At 50.4% G+C, this 17623-nt stretch carries 15 protein-coding genes, 1 pseudogene and 1 riboswitch; of the genes and pseudogenes, 2 read left to right on the top strand and 14 right to left on the bottom strand.

The features are described from left to right. Nucleotides 1–97 precede the first annotated feature (97 nt). The 3 genes and pseudogenes from RDN79_RS17505 to RDN79_RS17520 all read right to left on the bottom strand — a co-directional run. Nucleotides 98–1636 (bottom strand): Ig-like domain-containing protein, encoded by a 1539-nt coding sequence (locus RDN79_RS17505; RefSeq protein WP_298547778.1) that lies wholly within the window; start codon nt 1634–1636, stop codon nt 98–100. A gap of 26 nt (nt 1637–1662) precedes the next feature. Then, nucleotides 1663–4023 carry a TonB-dependent receptor gene (locus RDN79_RS17510; protein ID WP_298547775.1) on the bottom strand — a complete coding sequence of 787 codons (2361 nt, stop codon included), beginning with the start codon at nt 4021–4023 and terminating at the stop codon, nt 1663–1665. A gap of 128 nt (nt 4024–4151) precedes the next feature. Further along, nucleotides 4152–4358, bottom strand: a riboswitch (cobalamin riboswitch). A 193-nt stretch (nt 4359–4551) separates the two neighbouring features. Further along, nucleotides 4552–4977, bottom strand: a pseudogene (locus tag RDN79_RS17520) (putative quinol monooxygenase); the annotation flags it as partial. 466 nt (nt 4978–5443) lie between these two features. Here RDN79_RS17520 and RDN79_RS17525 point away from each other — a divergent pair. Next, nucleotides 5444–6532, top strand: a complete 1089-nt coding sequence (locus tag RDN79_RS17525; RefSeq protein WP_298547771.1) for an acyltransferase — start codon at nt 5444–5446, stop codon at nt 6530–6532. A gap of 116 nt (nt 6533–6648) precedes the next feature. After that, complete coding sequence (locus RDN79_RS17530) at nt 6649–7998, top strand: threonine/serine exporter ThrE family protein (protein ID WP_298547769.1); 1350 nt, start codon at nt 6649–6651, stop codon at nt 7996–7998. Nucleotides 7999–8009: 11 nt separating this feature from the next. Here the strand turns inward: RDN79_RS17530 and nrdG are convergent, their stop codons facing one another. The 11 genes from nrdG to atpD all read right to left on the bottom strand — a co-directional run. After that, nucleotides 8010–8510 carry an anaerobic ribonucleoside-triphosphate reductase activating protein gene (gene nrdG, locus RDN79_RS17535; protein ID WP_298547767.1) on the bottom strand — a complete coding sequence of 167 codons (501 nt, stop codon included), beginning with the start codon at nt 8508–8510 and terminating at the stop codon, nt 8010–8012. A gap of 102 nt (nt 8511–8612) precedes the next feature. Then, a complete protein-coding gene (locus RDN79_RS17540; RefSeq protein ID WP_298547765.1) occupies nt 8613–10820 on the bottom strand; it encodes an anaerobic ribonucleoside triphosphate reductase in 2208 nt (735 codons plus the stop codon). Between the two features lie 276 nt (nt 10821–11096). Beyond that, nucleotides 11097–11954 carry a F0F1 ATP synthase subunit gamma gene (locus RDN79_RS17545; protein ID WP_298547762.1) on the bottom strand — a complete coding sequence of 286 codons (858 nt, stop codon included), beginning with the start codon at nt 11952–11954 and terminating at the stop codon, nt 11097–11099. Then, on the bottom strand, nt 11942–13528 hold the full coding sequence (atpA, locus tag RDN79_RS17550) for a F0F1 ATP synthase subunit alpha (protein ID WP_298547759.1): 1587 nt from the start codon (nt 13526–13528) through the stop codon (nt 11942–11944). Before atpA ends, RDN79_RS17545 begins: the two co-directional genes overlap by 13 nt. A gap of 13 nt (nt 13529–13541) precedes the next feature. Then, a complete protein-coding gene (locus RDN79_RS17555; protein ID WP_298547756.1) occupies nt 13542–14084 on the bottom strand; it encodes a F0F1 ATP synthase subunit delta in 543 nt (180 codons plus the stop codon). A 3-nt stretch (nt 14085–14087) separates the two neighbouring features. Then, nucleotides 14088–14588, bottom strand: a complete 501-nt coding sequence (gene atpF / locus RDN79_RS17560; protein ID WP_298547754.1) for a F0F1 ATP synthase subunit B — start codon at nt 14586–14588, stop codon at nt 14088–14090. A gap of 14 nt (nt 14589–14602) precedes the next feature. Further along, complete coding sequence (atpE, locus tag RDN79_RS17565; protein ID WP_298547751.1) at nt 14603–14857, bottom strand: ATP synthase F0 subunit C; 255 nt, start codon at nt 14855–14857, stop codon at nt 14603–14605. A gap of 122 nt (nt 14858–14979) precedes the next feature. Continuing rightward, nucleotides 14980–16050 carry a F0F1 ATP synthase subunit A gene (atpB, locus tag RDN79_RS17570; RefSeq protein ID WP_298547748.1) on the bottom strand — a complete coding sequence of 357 codons (1071 nt, stop codon included), beginning with the start codon at nt 16048–16050 and terminating at the stop codon, nt 14980–14982. Then, nucleotides 16028–16456 carry a hypothetical protein gene (locus RDN79_RS17575; RefSeq protein ID WP_298547745.1) on the bottom strand — a complete coding sequence of 143 codons (429 nt, stop codon included), beginning with the start codon at nt 16454–16456 and terminating at the stop codon, nt 16028–16030. Before RDN79_RS17575 ends, atpB begins: the two co-directional genes overlap by 23 nt. 15 nt (nt 16457–16471) lie before the next feature. Then, entirely contained in the window at nt 16472–16705 is a 234-nt protein-coding gene (atpC, locus tag RDN79_RS17580; RefSeq protein WP_298547743.1) for an ATP synthase F1 subunit epsilon, read from the bottom strand. A 6-nt stretch (nt 16706–16711) separates the two neighbouring features. After that, on the bottom strand, nt 16712–17623 hold a 912-nt coding region (gene atpD / locus RDN79_RS17585), incomplete at its 5' end, for a F0F1 ATP synthase subunit beta (protein ID WP_298547740.1).

Consider the following 17623-nt stretch of genomic DNA (forward strand, 5'->3'; position numbering starts at 1 on the left):
TAATCCGCGTAATCCGTGCCTAAATTGTGTCTATTGTAAGCAGGATTTTCTTTTTCACACACCTTCTCGTTTGAAATATGGATTCTGGCAAGGCGGATCAATCGTTTTCCACCACGCGGATCATGTCGAAGTAGAATTGGCCGGCCACTTCCGCTCCTTTTTCTACAGTTCCGTTCTTTGTGTCGTAGATGTAGATGACGGCATTGGCATCCGTTTCGGTGTTCACACCGAAATAGGCTTTCTCGTTGAAGACGACAGAACGCTGTGAGAAACGGCCGCCGCTGTAAGCAAGTTCTTTGCCGCCATAGCTCAAGCGTGTCCTGTCACCTGTGGCAAGGTCTATGATGGAATAATAATGGCTGTAACTGTCGATCGCCGTGCCTGCCGCATCATTGCGGGCATAGGCAAGCGCCTTGCCGTTCCCCAAATACTGGATGGTAAGCAATTTGCCGTCTGCATCCGGATAACCTTCGTAGTCGGGGTCGAAATCGGTTTCCCCGTTTTTGATGCGCAACAGGTGTCCTTCTTCTATGCCATTGGCATCGGTAAATGCGGCTAAATAGAGGTCCCCGTTTTCGTCATACATCACGCAATCTTGCATCAATTGACCGTATGCGCTTCCTGCCATTTCAGCCGCAAGCGAGTTTCGATTGGTGATTTCTACTGCCATATCGGAAGGATTGATGACTGCCGTGTGAAACGCAGTAGTGGTTTTGCCTCCTCTTCCGGATACGCCGTTTTTCCCGAAATAGAAATAATAGAGCTTTCCTGCTTTTTCGTTATAGGTGAGGATACCTGACGAGGAGAATTTTTCTGTCGTTTCGCCTTCAACTTCAGATTTTGGTAACGCAATATCCAATACTCCTTCTTTCAAAATCGACATATCGCTGACATTCAACTTGGTCCAAAGAATTTGGTCCGCTTTGCCACTTGCCGCCATGATGACGAGTGTGTTGTCGTCGATCCAGGCGTGAGAATAAGCGCGTACTTTATATGTGTTGTCTTTGAACGGCCGTGATGTAATTTCTACTATTTTATTGTCTTTGATCTGATACTTCACGAAACGGTCGTTGCTTGAAGGGATCTGGTAGTAATATTTTCCCTTCGAGATACTCTCCATCGAGTAGTCTCCCAATTCGGTCCCTTCACCTTTTACAGTAATGGTCCCTATATCGGCTGTCAGTTTATCGATACTGTTGACAACCGTCGTGTTCTTGCTGTTCATGCCGCCATGTTTTCCTACGGTCAGGAACAGGTCGAAGTGGTATTTGCTTTCGTCGAAAGCCGGTGCGTCACTTGCTACGGTTACTTCACAAGTGGCAGTGAACCCACCGTCATCCGTCTTTACCGTGATCGTGGTCGAACCTTCGGAAATAGCCGTTACTACCCCTTTGTCCACTGTAGCTACATTCGTGTCCGAACTGTTCCAGGTAACAGCCGTTACGGTTGCATTTTCAGGAACTACGGTCGCTGTCAGTGTTCCTGTAGTGCCCGTTTTCAGTGTTAATGCGGTCGGGGTGATCGTGACACCGGTCACAGATACGTCTTTCAAATCATCGTCATCAGAACAAGCCGTGAAACCAAGTGAGATCAGGGCGGTCATGAAGGCAAGCAATGTGAATTTGAACTTCTTCATTTTTCTCTTGTTTTTAAATATGAATGTTAATTGATAAATACTCTGAACTTTGCAAAGAAAGCGCGTCCGGGCTTTTGCAGCTTATAGTTGTCATAAGCCGTTTCATCAAGGAAATTCGAACATTCCAATGCGATGTTATAACGATCCTGCTTCCATGAATAGGTGACGTTGGCATTGCAGATATGTTGCGAAGGGATACGGGCTTTGGTATCGCGGTTGCCATAGGCTTCCCAGGTAAGGAAATACCAATGTACCCATTGGAACGTACAGCCTAAACGTAGCTTGTTGTCTTGTTGCAGGAGGTTGCGGAACGTATAGCTCGCCTCCGCACTGCCGAACAGCCAGGGACGGTTGGGCACGTGGTTGTCATATGTGGCGGACGGTTTGCCGTCTTCTTTGTATTTTTGCTGGTCACGGGCATCCTGGTAGCTGACGTTGGCCATGAGTTGCAAGCGGCCGTCCCAATCATAACGAACTTCCCCTTCCATTCCTTTGATGTGGACGGCGGGATCGTTGACAAACTGCATCATACCCTCTTTTTCAATGACGGAGGTCTGTATATAATTGTCCACATAACGCAAGAATCCGTTTACCTCGTAATAGATCGTATGTCTGCCGGCAGGATGCCATGTGCCGAACAAGGCAAGATTGACGTTGTTGCTCTTTTCCGGTTCCAGCGCTACATTCGCATAGATGGTGGTCCCGTTGCCTAACAGTTCGCGGGCGATGGGCAGGCGTACGCTGTGTTCATAAGAAACCTTTACCGCCAACGGGTCGAAGAACTTGTAGCGCAGTCCGGTACCATATCCGAAATAATTTTTGGTGGCGGAACCCAACACTTTGTCCGATCCCGTCACGGTGGACTGGTCGGTTTGCCGGATATTCGGACGGTTCACATAATCTTTAGCAAAGAATACATTCTGCATCTTCCCGTCAAAAAACGACTGGCTGTAGGTCAGTCCGATAATATGTTTGGTAACGGCATCGTTTGATGGTTCGAAACTCTGGTCCAGGTCATCGTAGCGATCATTTCCGGTGCGGCTCAAATGATAGTTCAGGTTGAGGCCGTGATGCCCGTCCAACCGGTAATCCAAATTGACACGCGCGATAGTCAGAGGGCGTTTATAATGGCGTATGGAGGGTTCATTGCCTCTGATTTCGTTGCGCTGGCTCACGATATAGCCTCCATCCCAATAATATTTTCGATAGGCCGTATCGATCGTAATGGAATGGTCCCATGTGTGCGACAAAGTCGCTTTCAATGTCATGCCTTCGGTAATGAAATTATATTTGCTGTAACGCGCCGATATGTTCCAGGCATCCGAATTACGTTCGGCCATACCATATACTTTGGTCTGCACGGAGCCGGTCTGCAACTCCTTGTCCGTTTTAGAGTAGGAAGCGGAAACAAAGAATTCGTCAGCCCAGAATTTACCTGTGATTCCGGCTTCTATCTGTGCCAATAGTGAAAAATAACCGTCATGGAACCGTTTGGGGTTGGCGTAGATAAATTGGTCGCCTGTCTCATTGCGCATCTGCACGTCTTTCATCCGGTAGTCGTTTTTCGAATAGTTGACGCCGATGGCAGGACGCACGATCAATCCGGTGCGCCGCTCCACAAACTGTGCGTTCAGGTCGGCACGATGTGTGTGGAAGGAACCGACGCTGTAAGAAGCGTCCATAAAGTTTTTCTTTTCCGTCTGGGTGATGATATTGACGGCGCCGCCTAATGCATCCGTACCCAATGAGGCCGGTACTACGCCTTTATAGATCTCTACCCGGTCGATCAGGTTGACGGGCAGATTGGCGAGCGTCACATTGCTCCCTTTGCTATCTAAGGGGACACCGTCAATGAAATAACGGACGGAATTGCCTGACAGCCCGTTGATCGAGAGGTCGAAGTCGGAACCTACGCCTCCCTCTTCGCGCACTTTGACACCGCTTGTGCGATTCACTAATTCATTCAGGTTGTTAAGCGAATTAATGATAGGCTTGACATCAAGTGCATTGACTGAAAGTGCACTTTCTCTTGCCTGTTGAGATTGCGTTTTTCCGTACACTTCCACTGAGTTCAGGTTTACGGATCTTTCTTCCAGTTTGAAATCGAGGGTTTTGCTGTGGGAGAGATCGAGTGGGATTTTGATTGTTTGATATCCTAAGGAGGAGACGACGAACGTGTGTTTGCCGGGGGATACTTCCAGGGAATAATGCCCCTTGTCATCCGTATAAGTGCCGGAAGCCGTATTTTCGATGGCGATCGTTACCAGCGGCAGGGGTGTGCCTTGCCGGTCGGTGACTTTCCCGGAGAGCATGACCTTGTTTTGTGCCGTCAGGTTCGATTGCGACAGGCAGACAAGCAAAAGAAATACATGTACAAAGACTTTCATTTTAATCCTTGATATAGCGATTCATGACTTGCTTAAGGGAATGCACACAAGGAGAAATGATTTCTTTATGTAAAGGGATAAAGAATGACCTGACTCGATGTTTTGCTGCTTTATTTCCCGAAAGCATTAAAACTATGTTCGTTCTTGGCAGGTCTTCTGACTTGTTCCGTCTTTGAATGCCTTCCCATCCGGTGACGGACAGTGGCTTGCAGCGTATTCAAAGATTTGGAGAGGAACTTACAGCAGCGGGTCTGTTCAGGATTCGCACCTGATTCCCTTTTCATCGCGCTCCCGTAGCGATTGGGAGTCGCAAAACCAAAACTGCGGCAAAGATAAGAAAAATCTCTGTCCGTACAAAAAGCGGATAAAAAAACAAATTCATGATCGAATTGCTCTTGATTGGCGGGCGTGCTTCCGAATCGTTTATCTCCACGGAACTGCGCGGCTGCTTGTCGTGCCAGTCGAGGTCGCCATACCGACGGCCGGCAACGATCCCATTTGGCGAGACGGAATGCTGTTCATGATTTTTTATTCAATGAAGTTGTTGATTCTGTTTGCCGGATTGAGTGGGGTTTGGTCGGACAACACCAGCGATTTGACCATGTGCAGCGTCCCCTGCTTGTACTTTTGGAAATGCTCCGAAGCGATGTGCGACTTGTATGCCTCTTGGCTGGCATAAGTTTCAAGAATCGTAATCTTGCAAGGATCGTCTTTTTCCGCAATAGCGTACATCGTCAGCACGCCCGGCTCGGTACGCAGGGAAATTTCTCCCACTTCGGTGGCATATTTCACGTATTCCTCCAGATATGCCGGATAGACTTCTATTTTTGACAGTCGCACTATGCCATCAGGCTGCATTGGCAGCTTGGTGCATATTTTCGGTGTTTTGTCATTGTTCATCCCCGTTTCCGTATAGAGAGTGAGCATAAACGATAGTATAAAAATGAGTAGTTTCATCCGTTACCTCCTTTCCTAAATCATCGGTATTTCCCATGAACTGCGCGTATTTTCCTCACCGCGGCGGCATGCTTTGGTGAATGCCGCAAGTACGGTTTCCGATGCAACCATGTGCCCGTTCTTCATTCCTGTTTATTTGATAATGCAAAGTTATCTGATTCCGCAATAGCCGACGTAACCATAAGTGGGCAGTTCGTACCATTTTTACTGATTTTCATATGTCGGATTCGGCTATTCGATTGAAATAATGTATCAATGGCTTCACTTGGCTTTGCCTTCGCAGTTCGTTATCCTCTAAACTTCCTATTTACAACCTTCCTGTACACATCTGCTCAATCTCTCGTTTTTTGTTCTTATCTTTGCGCCCAATTAAGCAGTGTCCGGGAAACCACGAAGTTTTCCGCCATGAATGCATCTTCGCCTAAAGAATTAAATCTCTTATTAATATAATTAAGCAAAAAAAATGAAACGTATAGTTTTCTTGGATTATGTACGCGTGTTCGCATGCTTCCTTGTCATGGTCGTCCACGCCAGTGAAAATTTTTACGGCGCGCCCGGTTCGACAGACATGGTAGGGCCGCAAGCCTTTCTGGCAAATGAAGCAGACCGGCTATGGGTGTCTATGTACGACGGTTTCTCGCGTATGGCCGTGCCGTTGTTTATAATAGTTTCCGCTTTTCTTCTTGCGCCGATGAAGGAAGGGCAGACCATGTGGCAGTTTTACCGCCGGCGTTGCATCCGCATCCTGCCGCCGTTTTTCATATTCATGATACTCTACAGTACCCTCCCGATGTTGTGGGGACAGATCGATGGAACGACCTCGATCAAAGACCTGTCGCGGATACTTCTGAACTTCCCGACACTGGCCGGACACCTGTGGTTCATGTACCCTTTGATCAGCATTTACCTGTTCATCCCTATCGTATCACCCTGGTTGAGCAAGGCGACGGCCAAAGAAGAACGTTTCTTTATCGGGCTGTTCCTCCTGTCGACCTGTATGCCATACCTGAACCGTTGGTTCGGGGAGGTGTGGGGACAGTGCTTCTGGAACGAATATCACATGCTGTGGTATTTCTCCGGTTACTTAGGCTATCTCGTGCTCGCACATTACATACATGTCCATCTGACCTGGAACCGCTCCAAACGTTTCATTGCCGGAACCGCTTCGATGCTCGTCGGGGCGGCTTTGACCATCTATTCGTTCTATGTTCAGGCCATACCCGGGGAAATCCTTCCCACGCCCGTACTCGAAATAGGGTGGGCTTTCTGCACGATCAACTGTGTGCTTCTCACGGCAGGCACGTTCCTGATGTTCAGTTGCATTGAACTTCCGGAAACTCCGCGCTTCGTGCTGGAACTCTCGAAACTCAGCTACGGTATGTATCTGATGCATATCTTCTGGCTCGGTTTGTGGGTTACGGTGTTCAAGTCCGTCCTGCCGTTGCCTACCGTTGCCGCCATACCCGCCATTGCAGTATGCACGTTCGTTTGCTGCTTTGTGGCAACCAAGATTATTTCGCTCATACCGGGCGGAAAATGGATCGTCGGATAATTTGCGGCGGTTTTGCAATAAGATAAGTTATTCTAAAATAACTACCATGTGGGCTTGCTTGAGAAAGCAGGCCTTCTTACTTTTGTACCGCATTTAATCGAGAAAAGACAAAAAGAATGGAAAAAGAGATTTTGACTGACCGGGAGGTTTTGTTATTACGGAGAAAACTGGACTTATTGCTCCGTACGGGAAAATTGCTGATGGAGAGTGCGGCGGATACGAACCGCATCGAACGGAACATGAAGCGTGTGGCTGCTTTCATGGGGATTCCGGAAGAAAAGCTTCATCTGGATATCAGATGGACGATGATTATGGTGAATGTGAGCGACGAGACACATTCTTTTTCCAAATTCCAGAAGTGTGAGAAACACGGTATCAATATGACGACCATTACGGAGGTCAGCCATTTGTCGTGGAAGGCGATCGAACAGGACTATTCGTTGGACCAGTATGAGGAAGAGCTTGAGCGGATTGCACATAAACCTCGTAACTATATGTCTTATCTGGTGGCGATCGGCGCCGGGTTCGCCTGTGGCGGTTTCTGTAAGTTGTTCGGTTGTGACTGGATCGCATTTTTGTTTGCTTCTATTTGTGCATTTGTCGGATTCCGGATCCGGGCACGTTGTATCGAATTCGGGATTAACGTGTATATGAGTATTGCGATTGCGGCATTTGGGGCGACCTGCCTGGCATACGCTTCTTCTTTTTCGGGGCTGTCGTCCACGCCTTATCAGCCGTTGCTGGCTTGTGCCCTGTTTATCGTGCCGGGCGTGCCGTTGATCAACTTTGTGGATGACATGATCGATAATCATCTGCTTGTCGGAATTACGCGGGCGACCAATACGATGATGATGGTCGGGGCAATGACGTTCGGGATTGCCTTTGCCATGCGGGTGTTGGTGATGAACGATATAGAGATCGATCATAAGTTCAGCGAGTTGAGTATGGTGCCGCATGATCCTTATTACGTTTATGCCATCGCGGCGGCTATCGCGGCTATGGGCTTTTCGATGATCTTCAATATCCAGCGGCGTCTGCTGTGGGTGGTGGCTTTAGGGGGGATCATTGCGGTGTGTACCCGCAATTTCGTGAACTTCGAGTTGGGATATGGTCCGGTGATCGGTTCGTTTATGGGAAGTTTTGTCGTGAGCCTGATTGCGGTAAAGGCGGTCCATTGGTTCGATGTGCCGAATCACGTGCTGACGATCCCGTCTGTCATTCCGATGATTCCGGGAGTATTGATGTATCGTTCGTTGTTTGCCTTTATCAATCTGCACGGAGTGATTGGCGAAGTGACCAACGCTTTTGCCAACGGAATCAATTCGGCTTTGATCATCTTGTGTATCTCCTTAGGTGTTGCTGTACCGAACATCTTCGCCCGCCGCTACATCGCCAAAGACCGCCAGCGTTATCTGGAAGAAGAACTTGAAAAACGCCGGCAGCGTGGCAAGTTCATCGAATGGTAGCAGGATGATCCCTAAATATCATAATTCAGTGTCAGGCAAACCACCTTATCAGCTTTAAGGGAGGCTTTGACATCGATCAGGCGCTGGTTGCTGCTACCGCGGAAAAGGAGGCTCTCATCGCGTAAGGCCTGTTTGAATTTACCGTCTACCAAGACGTCGATGTATCGGAGCAGTTCCGCCTGTTTCGGATTGTTGAGAAGGCGTTCGAAAGTATAGCCGGTATAACACCAGATGTTTTTCCGGCTTTTTTCTTTGATCGCCTGTGCCAGTTCGGTGAAGCCTTCCGGCTGGAACATGGGGTCGCCGCCGCTGAAGGTCACGTTGGCAAAGTCATCTGCTAAGACTTTCTCCAAGATTTCTTCCGTCGAGACTTGTTTACCCTTTCTTATATCCCATGATTCGGGATTATGACAGCCCGGACAGGCGTTCGGACAACCCGCCGCATAGATCGCGGTCCGGAATCCCGGACCATCGACCGTCGTATCTTCTATAATATCAATGATGGAAAGCACTTTGGAAATTAAAACTTAAGAATTGAAAATTGAAACATAAAATGCTTGACTTACAATCTTCAATTCTTGGTTTATAATATATTGTTATATCTCTCGCTGTTTTCAATTATGAACGACCCTGTCGTTTAGTTCCGCCAGTTTTGCCTTGTTCCAGCGGTCTGTCGTGCCGACCAGGTAACCGGTGATGCGCTGTAGTTTGTCGAGATGGGTGCTGCCGCATTTCGGGCATTTTTCCAGATGGGTTTCCGCATTTTCGTAGCCGCAGTCAAGGCAACGGTTGCGGTTGTGGTTGACAGAACCGTAACCGATGTTATAACGGTCCATCATATCGACAACCTGCATGATCACTTCCGGGTTATGGGTCGCGTCTCCATCCATCTCGACATAGAAGATATGGCCTCCGCGTGTCATCTCATGGTAGGGAGCTTCCACTTCCGCCTTGTGGCGGGCACTACATTTGTAGTAGACCGGGACATGGTTGGAGTTCGTATAGTAGTCACGGTCCGTGATGCCGGGCAACGAACCGAATTTCTTGCGGTCACGGCGGGTGAACTTGCCCGACAAGCCCTCGGCCGGCGTTGCCAGTACACTGTAATTATGCTGGTATTCTTCCGAGAACTGATTGGCCCGGTTGCGGATGTAACTGACGATCTTCAATCCTAACTCCTGCGAGTCCGCATCTTCGCCGTGGTGCTTGCCGGTAAGGGCGACCAGGCATTCCGCCAAGCCGATAAAGCCGATACCCAATGTGCCCTGGTTGATCACGGGAGCGATCGTGTCGTCAGGTTTCAATTTCTCGCTGCCCAGCCAGAGAGACGACATCAGCAACGGGAACTGTTTGGCATATGCCGTTTTCTGGAATTCCATGCGCTCGTGCAGTTGGCGGGCGGTTATATCCAGCATATGGTCGAGCTTGGCAAAGAATTGGGCGATCCGTTCTTCCTTGTTTTCGATAGGCATGCATTCGATGGCGAGGCGCACGATATTGATCGTCGAGAACGAGAGGTTACCGCGGCCGATAGAAGTTTTCGGACCGAAACGGTTCTCGAATACACGTGTGCGGCATCCCATGGTCGCAACCTCATGCATATAACGTTGCGGGTCGTCGGCACGCCAGTCTTCGCTCCGGTTGAATGTCGCGTCGAGGTTGAGGAAGTTCGGGAAGAAACGGCGGGCCGTCACCTTGCAGGCAAGCTGGTAAAGATCGTAGTTGCGGTCTTCCGGCAGATAGCTCACCCCGCGTTTCTTTTTCCATATCTGGATCGGAAAGATGGCCGTCTCGCCGTTGCCGACCCCGCGGTATGTACTTTTCAATATCTCGCGGATGATGCAGCGTCCTTCGGCCGAAGTGTCCGTCCCGTAGTTGATAGAGCTGAAAACCACCTGGTTGCCGCCACGGGAATGGATGGTGTTCATATTGTGGATAAAGGCTTCCATCGACTGGTGCACGCGGCTGACGGTTTTGTTGACGGCGTGCTGGATGATACGTTCGTCGCCGCCCAATCCTTCGAGCGGACGGTTCACATAGTCGTCCAGTTCCCGCTGGTAGAGATGCGAATAATCTTGCCCGTTCAGTTCTTCCAGGCTCTTGATTTCTTCGATGAAACTATTGCGCACGTAGGGAGCCAGGTAGAAATCGAATGCCGGGATCGCCTGGCCGCCGTGCATTTCGTTCTGGGCTGTTTCGAGCGAGATGCAGCCTAAGATACTGGCTGTTTCGATACGCTTTGCCGGACGTGATTCGCCGTGTCCGGCTGAAAAGCCGTATCTCAGGATGCGGTCCAACGGATGTTGTACGCACGTGAGGCTTTTGGTCGGATAATAGTCTTTATCATGGATATGCAGGTAGTTGTTTTCCACCGCCTCCTTGACCTCTTCGCTCAGCAGGTAGTCGTCGACGAACGGCTTGGTCGTTTCGCTGGAGAACTTCATCATCATGCCCGCAGGCGTGTCGGCATTCATATTGGCATTCTCGCGGGTGATGTCGTTGGATTTGATATTGATGATCTCCAGGAACATATCGCGCGTCTTGGCTTTGCGGGCGATGCTGCGTTGGTTGCGGTAAGCAATGTATTTCTGTGCTACATCCTTGCGGCTGCTGTTCATCAGTTCCAACTCGACGGCGTCCTGGATAGCCTCGACAGTCATCTGCGTGTCGCCTTTGAAAGAAATATGGTCGGTGATCTGGCGGACCAGCTCCCGGTCTTCCCCGTTTTCCGTATGCAACATCGCTTTGCGGATAGCAGTCGCTATCTTCTCTTCGTTGAACCCGACGATACGTCCGTCACGTTTGATAACTGTCTGAATCATGATAAATCTATTATTGAGGTTTGAATGTTTTTATGCCTGCAAAAGTATATAGTATAACAATGCGGTAAACTTTTTGGAAAACTTTTATGCAGTTAAAATATGTCAATCACCTAATAATCATATATCGTTTTATTCAAAACGGAAAACTTTTTCTATTTAATACCGTTTTTAGCACTCCAAAAGTGCATACAAGACAGTTCTTCCCTGTGCGGATATTAATCATGCTGACACGAATTATACAAGCAAGCGGCGGAAAGTATTAATCGTAATCTATGCTTATTGCCCGCCCATAATATCCAGCAACTCGTTGGTGATGGCCTGCTGGCGGGTTTTGTTATATTGCAGGGTCAGTTCCTGGATCAGGTCGTTGGCGTTGTCGTTGGCCGTTTGCATCGCCATCATACGGGCGGCATGCTCGGAGGTCGTCGTGTCGAGCAACGTCGTGTAGACCGTCAGGTTGAGCAGCTTCGGGAAAAGCAATGCCTGAAGGCTATCCGGCGACGGTTCCAGGATATAATCGATTGCCGGGGCGGTGTTTCCAACCGGAGCCTGCGGCAGGGCGACCGGCAGGTAGACTTTATGGGTCAATACCTGTGTTGCCATATTCTTGAAATGATGGTAAAGCAGTTCCACCCGGTCGGCCTTGCCCGAAGAAAAGAGTTCCATCAGCTTTCCGGCGAGGCGGACCGCTTCTTCGTATGAAGGTTTCTCTCCTGAATGCAGAAAATCGTCTTCGGTCGCATAGCCCGCCTTGTGCAGTTCGTCGGCGATCTTTTTCCCGACGGGATAGAGGCGGACGGCGATGTGTTGTGCTTCTAATTCATGCAGACGGGCGGACAGTTCTTTCCATACGTTGGTATTGAACGTGCCGCACAGTCCGCTGCCGGATGAGAAGACGGCGATAGCGACCTGTTTCACCTCACGCTTTTCAGTGTAAGGTGATTCCAGATCGCATTCCGTACCTAAAAGACCGTTTAAGATAGCGGAAAGCTTGTTTGCATAGAGGAGTGTGTGTTCGGTCAGCGTCTGGGTATGATGGAGCTTTGCCGAAGAGACCATTTTCATGGCTGCGGTAATCTTCTGCGTGCTCCGGATAGACGCGATCCGGACTTTTATTTCTTTTAATGATGCCATAATCTTGATACTGTTTTTGCCGTTTCTTCCAGTTTCTTCCGGATATCGTCGTCGATGATTCCGGTTTTCAGGATGTCCAGTACATCGTGCTGGTGTGATGTGTGGAGTTCGCGCAGGAATTCCTTTTCGAAGTCGTGCACTTTATCCAGCGGGACTTCTTTCAGCAATCCCTGTGTACCGCAATAGAGGATGGCGATCTGGTCTTCGACAGGCATCGGGCTGTATTGGGGCTGTATCAGCAGTCGCGTGTTCTTTTGCCCCTTGTCGATCGTGAAAGCCGTTACGGCATCCATCTCGCCTCCGAATTTGGAGAACGATTCCAGTTCGCGAAACTGCGCCTGGTCGATCTTCAGCGTCCCGGCCACCTTCTTCATCGCTTTCAGCTGGGCGTTGCCACCCACACGGGATACCGAGATACCGACGTTGATAGCCGGACGGTTTCCCTGGTTGAAGAGGTCGGTTTCGAGGAAGATCTGTCCGTCGGTGATGGAAATGACGTTCGTCGGGATGTAGGCCGACACGTCGCCCGCCTGTGTCTCGATGATCGGCAGGGCAGTGAGGGAGCCGCCGCCTTTCACCTTGTCCTTCATGCTGTCCGGCAGGTCGTTCATCTGCCGGGCCACTTCAGGCTGGTTGATGATCTTGGCAGCCCGTTCGAGCAGACGGGAGTGCAGGTAGAAGATGTCTCCCGGATAGGCCTCGCGTCCGGAAGGACGGCGCAGGATCAGGGATACCTCGCGATAGGCGACCGCCTGTTTCGAAAGGTCGTCATAGACCACCAAGGCATGACGTCCGCTGTCGCGGAAATACTCGCCGATGGCGGCGCCCGCAAAAGGAGCGAAATATTGCATGGCTGCCGGATCGGATGCCGTCGCGCTGACAACGATCGTATAATCCATCGCCCCTTTTTCCTGCAACGTGTTGACGAGCGAGGCGACGGTAGAGCCTTTCTGCCCGATTGCCACATAGATGCAGTAGACCGGATTGCCCGCTTCGTAGTTGCCGCGCTGGTTGATGATCGTGTCGATGGCGATGGAGGTCTTTCCGGTCTGGCGGTCTCCGATGATCAGTTCGCGCTGTCCGCGTCCGATCGGGATCATCGCATCGACGGCCTTGATACCGGTCTGCAACGGCTCGTTGACCGGCTGGCGGAAGATAACGCCCGGTGCTTTGCGTTCGAGCGGCATCTCGCAGGTCTCTCCCGTTATTTCCCCCTTTCCGTCGATCGGGTTTCCGAGCGGGTCGATCACACGTCCGATCATACCTTCGCTGACATTGATGGAAGCAATACGTCCTGTACGTTTGACGGTGTCGCCCTCTTTTATCCGGTCCGTCGGCCCCAGCAGGACAGCTCCCACATTGTCCTCTTCCAGGTTCATCACGATCGCCTCCATCCCGTTGTCGAACTGCAGGAGTTCGTTAGCCTCGGCATTGTCGAGGCCGTAAATCCGAGCTACGCCATCGCTCACCTGGAGCACCGTACCCACTTCTTCCGTCCGGATGCCGGTGCTGATCCCTTCCAACTGCTGGCGCAGGATGGCGGAAACTTCACTCACTTTTATCTGATCTGTCATACTTCTTTCTTTTTTATCTGTTTTCGAGTAACCGGCTGCGGATGTCCCGTAGCTGGGTCGCATAGCTGGCATCTATCCGGTAGTTCCCGATGCGCAGGCGGAAACCGCCGATCAGTTCCGGTTGCACGATGCCGGTAAATTCGATGGTGTTGCCTGTCTCTTCCCTCAACTTGTCCCGGAGATGTTCTTTCACTTCTTCGCCGACCGGTACGGCGGTGCTGAATTGCACACGGGTGATGCGTTTGTCTATCCTGTACAAATGGATATAGATATGCGCCATGAAGAGCAGCAGGCTTTCCCGTTTATGTTCCAGCACGAGGTGCATAAAACGTTCATACAGGTCGGAGACCTCTATGCCGCCTGCCGCCGTCAGCAGCTTGAGCTTCTCCTCTGCCGGGAGGATCGGATTGCCGAGGGCAGCCCGCAACTCCGGTTCGAGCGAGAAGCTGTCTGCCAGCATCTTCATGTCGTCATATACCCGCGTCTCCAGTCCTTTCTCCTTCGCGAGGGAGAAAAGGGCTTTCGCATACCGGGAAGAGATTGTTCCTATATCCATACGTTACGATTTACAAAACGATACCTCATCCAACAGCCGGTCGATGATTTGTTGTTGTTCCTTGTCTCGGCTGATCTTTTCTTTCATCACCTTCTCTGCTATGGCGATCGAGAGGTCGGCAATCTCGGAACGGACTTCGCGGATTGCTCTCTCCTTCTCCTCGCGGATACGCCGGGCAGCCTCTTCCACCTGCAAACGGGTTTCGGCGGCAGCTTTCCGGTGAGCTTCGTCAATGATTTGTTCCTTTTCGGCAAAGGCTTCTTTCAGGATGGCATTCTGCTTTTCCTTTGCTTCGGCAAGTATCCGGGCTCCTTCGGCCTGGATATTGGCAAGCTGTTCATTCGCCTGGCGGGCCGTTTCAAGTGAGTTGTCGATGTAAGCTTTCCGTTGTTCCACCGCCTTGATGATGACAGGGAACCCGTATTTGGAAAGGATAGCAAAGACAATCCCGAATGAAACGATCATCCAGAACAGAAGCCCCGAATCCGGTGTTAATAATGACATAACCTGTTACTTTTTTATTGGAACAAAGCCAGGAAACATACAACGATCGCAAATAGTGCCACACCTTCGATCAAAGCTCCCATGATCAGCATGGAAGTACGGATTTCACCGGCGGCGGAAGGCTGGCGTCCGATTGATTCGACAGCCCCCTTGCCGATCAGCCCGATACCCAGGCCGGCGCCGATGGCGGCGAACCCGGCTCCTATTGTTGCACCTAATTTAGCCATTCCCATTCCGGTTGCTGCTTGTAATAAAATTGTTGATAACATAGTGTTTGACTTTATTAATTAGTGATTTTAAAATATCTTTATCTCTTGTCGTCTTAAGTCTAAGACGGATGTCGTCTCAGAGCAGAGACGAGGTGCGTCTTAAGCTTGCGACGCGCCTTGTCTTAACGCGGGGATTCTTTTTTCACCTTTGCCATTCCGATATAGTTAGCCGACAATAACGTGAAAATATAGGCTTGCAAACATGCCACAAACAGTTCCACGCAGTTCATGAACACACAAAACAGCACGGATACGATCGTCATTCCGAAATTCACCAGCAACCCCATCGATACCGTTATGAATATCAAGCTGGTGAGTGCCAGGATGATCGTGTGTCCCGCCATGATGTTGGCAAACAGACGGATCATGAGGGCAAACGGCTTGGTGAACACGCCGAAAAACTCCACGAAAGGCATGATCGGCAACGGAAGTTTCAGGTAGATCGGCGCTTTCGGCCAGAAAATCTCTTTCCAGTATTCCTTTGTCGCAAACAAGTTGACGGCGATAAACGTACATCCCGCCAGTACAGCCGTAACCGCAATGTTGCCGGTGATGTTGGCTCCTCCCGGAAAGACCGGGATGATTCCGATCAGGTTGTTGATCAGGATAAAGAAGAAGACGGTCAGCAGATAAGACGAAAACGGCCTGTATCCTTCTTTCCCGATCGAATCCCTGACCACGCTGTCCTGGATATAGGATATGATCGTTTCCATCAGACCGGTGAATCCTCCCGGAACCTGGTTGGGGTGTTTCTTATACCAACGGGCTGTCCGCAGAACCACGAACAACAAGATACCGCAGCTGAGAAACAAGCCGCAAACATTCTTGGTCAGCGACAAGTCGAGGGGGCGCACCTCTTCGCCGCGGCTGTTCCTTTCCACCACTTTGCCGGCGTGTCCGCCTTCGGACGCGATATAATAGTCATGATGCACCTGCCCGTGGTGCAGATGATGGGAGAGGAACATATCCCATCCGCGCTCTTCGCTCTTGACCAGCACCGGCAGGGAGATGGCGATCTCCTTCCCGTTCCATTCGGTGATATGCCAGGTGTAAGCGTCCTGAATATGCGAAAAGACAATATCCTGTACATCGATGCCGCCCTCTCCGGCCTCCGCACGGGTCGGCGCCAGAAAGCAGAGCCACATCAGCAACACTGTCCATATCGATCTGTTATTTTTGATATTGTTCGTCATTTTCCTTTTTCTCTCTTTTCATTCTTTTCTTCTCGAACAGATAAACCGTATATGTTTCCAATCCCAGGTAGATGAAATAGAAAAGCATCAGGGTGAAGCCGAACATCTTCAAGTTCTCCCTGACCAGCGAGGCGTAAAGCCAGAGGAAGATGATCGCGAGCGTGAATTTGCAAAAACGCACCAGCATAAAAGCCGTAATCGTCACGTCACCCTTTTCCCTTTTTACCCGGTCGAGAATGAAAGTCATCACGATTCCCATCACCCAATAGAAAATCGGGATGGAGGGATACCATCTGAAATAATGTTCCGGCCAGATTGTGTATAGCAAACCGCCCAATGTCACACCGATAACCAAATTGATAAGGGTTATCAACCCCATCAGCTTCATACTTAACCACCCAGTCATGTCGTTTACTTTTATTTATTCGATACAAACCGATATACAATCTTCCTTTACCTCCACGAATCCGCTCCTGATAGCCAGTTCGCCTCTTTTGCCATCGTTTTCATACCGGATGGTTCCCTGGCGGAGGGCGGCTATCAGCGGGGCGTGATGAGGGAGGATGTCAAATGAACCGGCTGTTCCCGGTAAGGAAACACGCTCTGCTTCGCCTTCGAAAAGAATGCCGTCCGGTGATACGATTTCCAGTTTCATATCCGTTTAGTTTGCCTGTTCTGCCAATCGCTTTGCTTTTTCCATCACGTCCTCGATCGTGCCTACGTTGAGGAAGGCCTGTTCGGGGATGTTATCCGTTTCTCCGTCCATGATCATCCTGAATCCTCGGATCGTGTCTTCGATGGGGACCATGACGCCCGGCACACCGGTGAACTGTTCCGCTACGGAGAACGGCTGTGAAAGGAAACGCTGTACACGGCGAGCGCGGTTGACGGTCAGACGGTCTTCGTCGGAAAGCTCTTCCATGCCGAGGATCGAGATGATATCCTGCAATTCCTTGTTACGTTGGAGGATTTGTTTCACACGCTGTGCCGTTTCGTAATGCTCTTTACCCACGATCAACGGGTCCAGGATACGCGAAGTGGATTCCAGCGGGTCGACAGCCGGATAGATACCGAGTTCGGTGATCTTACGGCTCAACACCGTGGTGGCATCCAGATGCGTGAAGGTCGTTGCCGGAGCCGGGTCCGTCAAGTCGTCTGCCGGCACATAAACCGCCTGGACGGAAGTGATGGAACCTTTCTTGGTGGAAGTGATGCGTTCCTGCATGGCTCCCATCTCGGTGGCCAGTGTCGGCTGGTAACCGACGGCAGACGGCATACGTCCCAACAAGGCGGATACTTCCGAACCGGCCTGCGTGAACCGGAAGATGTTGTCGATAAAGAAAAGGATGTCTTTCGTTTCCCCTTCTGCCGCCAGGTCACGGAAAGACTCGGCGATCGTCAGTCCCGAAAGGGCTACCGAAGAGCGGGCTCCCGGCGGTTCGTTCATCTGCCCGAAGACCAGTGTCGCCTGCGACTTGGCCAGTTCGCCGTAGTCGATCTTGGACAAATCCCAATGGCCGGCCTCCATGCTTTTCTTGAATGCTTCGCCGTAGCGGATGACTCCGGATTGGAT

It is taken from the genome of uncultured Parabacteroides sp., from assembly GCF_902493135.1.
Classification (GTDB): domain Bacteria; phylum Bacteroidota; class Bacteroidia; order Bacteroidales; family Tannerellaceae; genus Parabacteroides.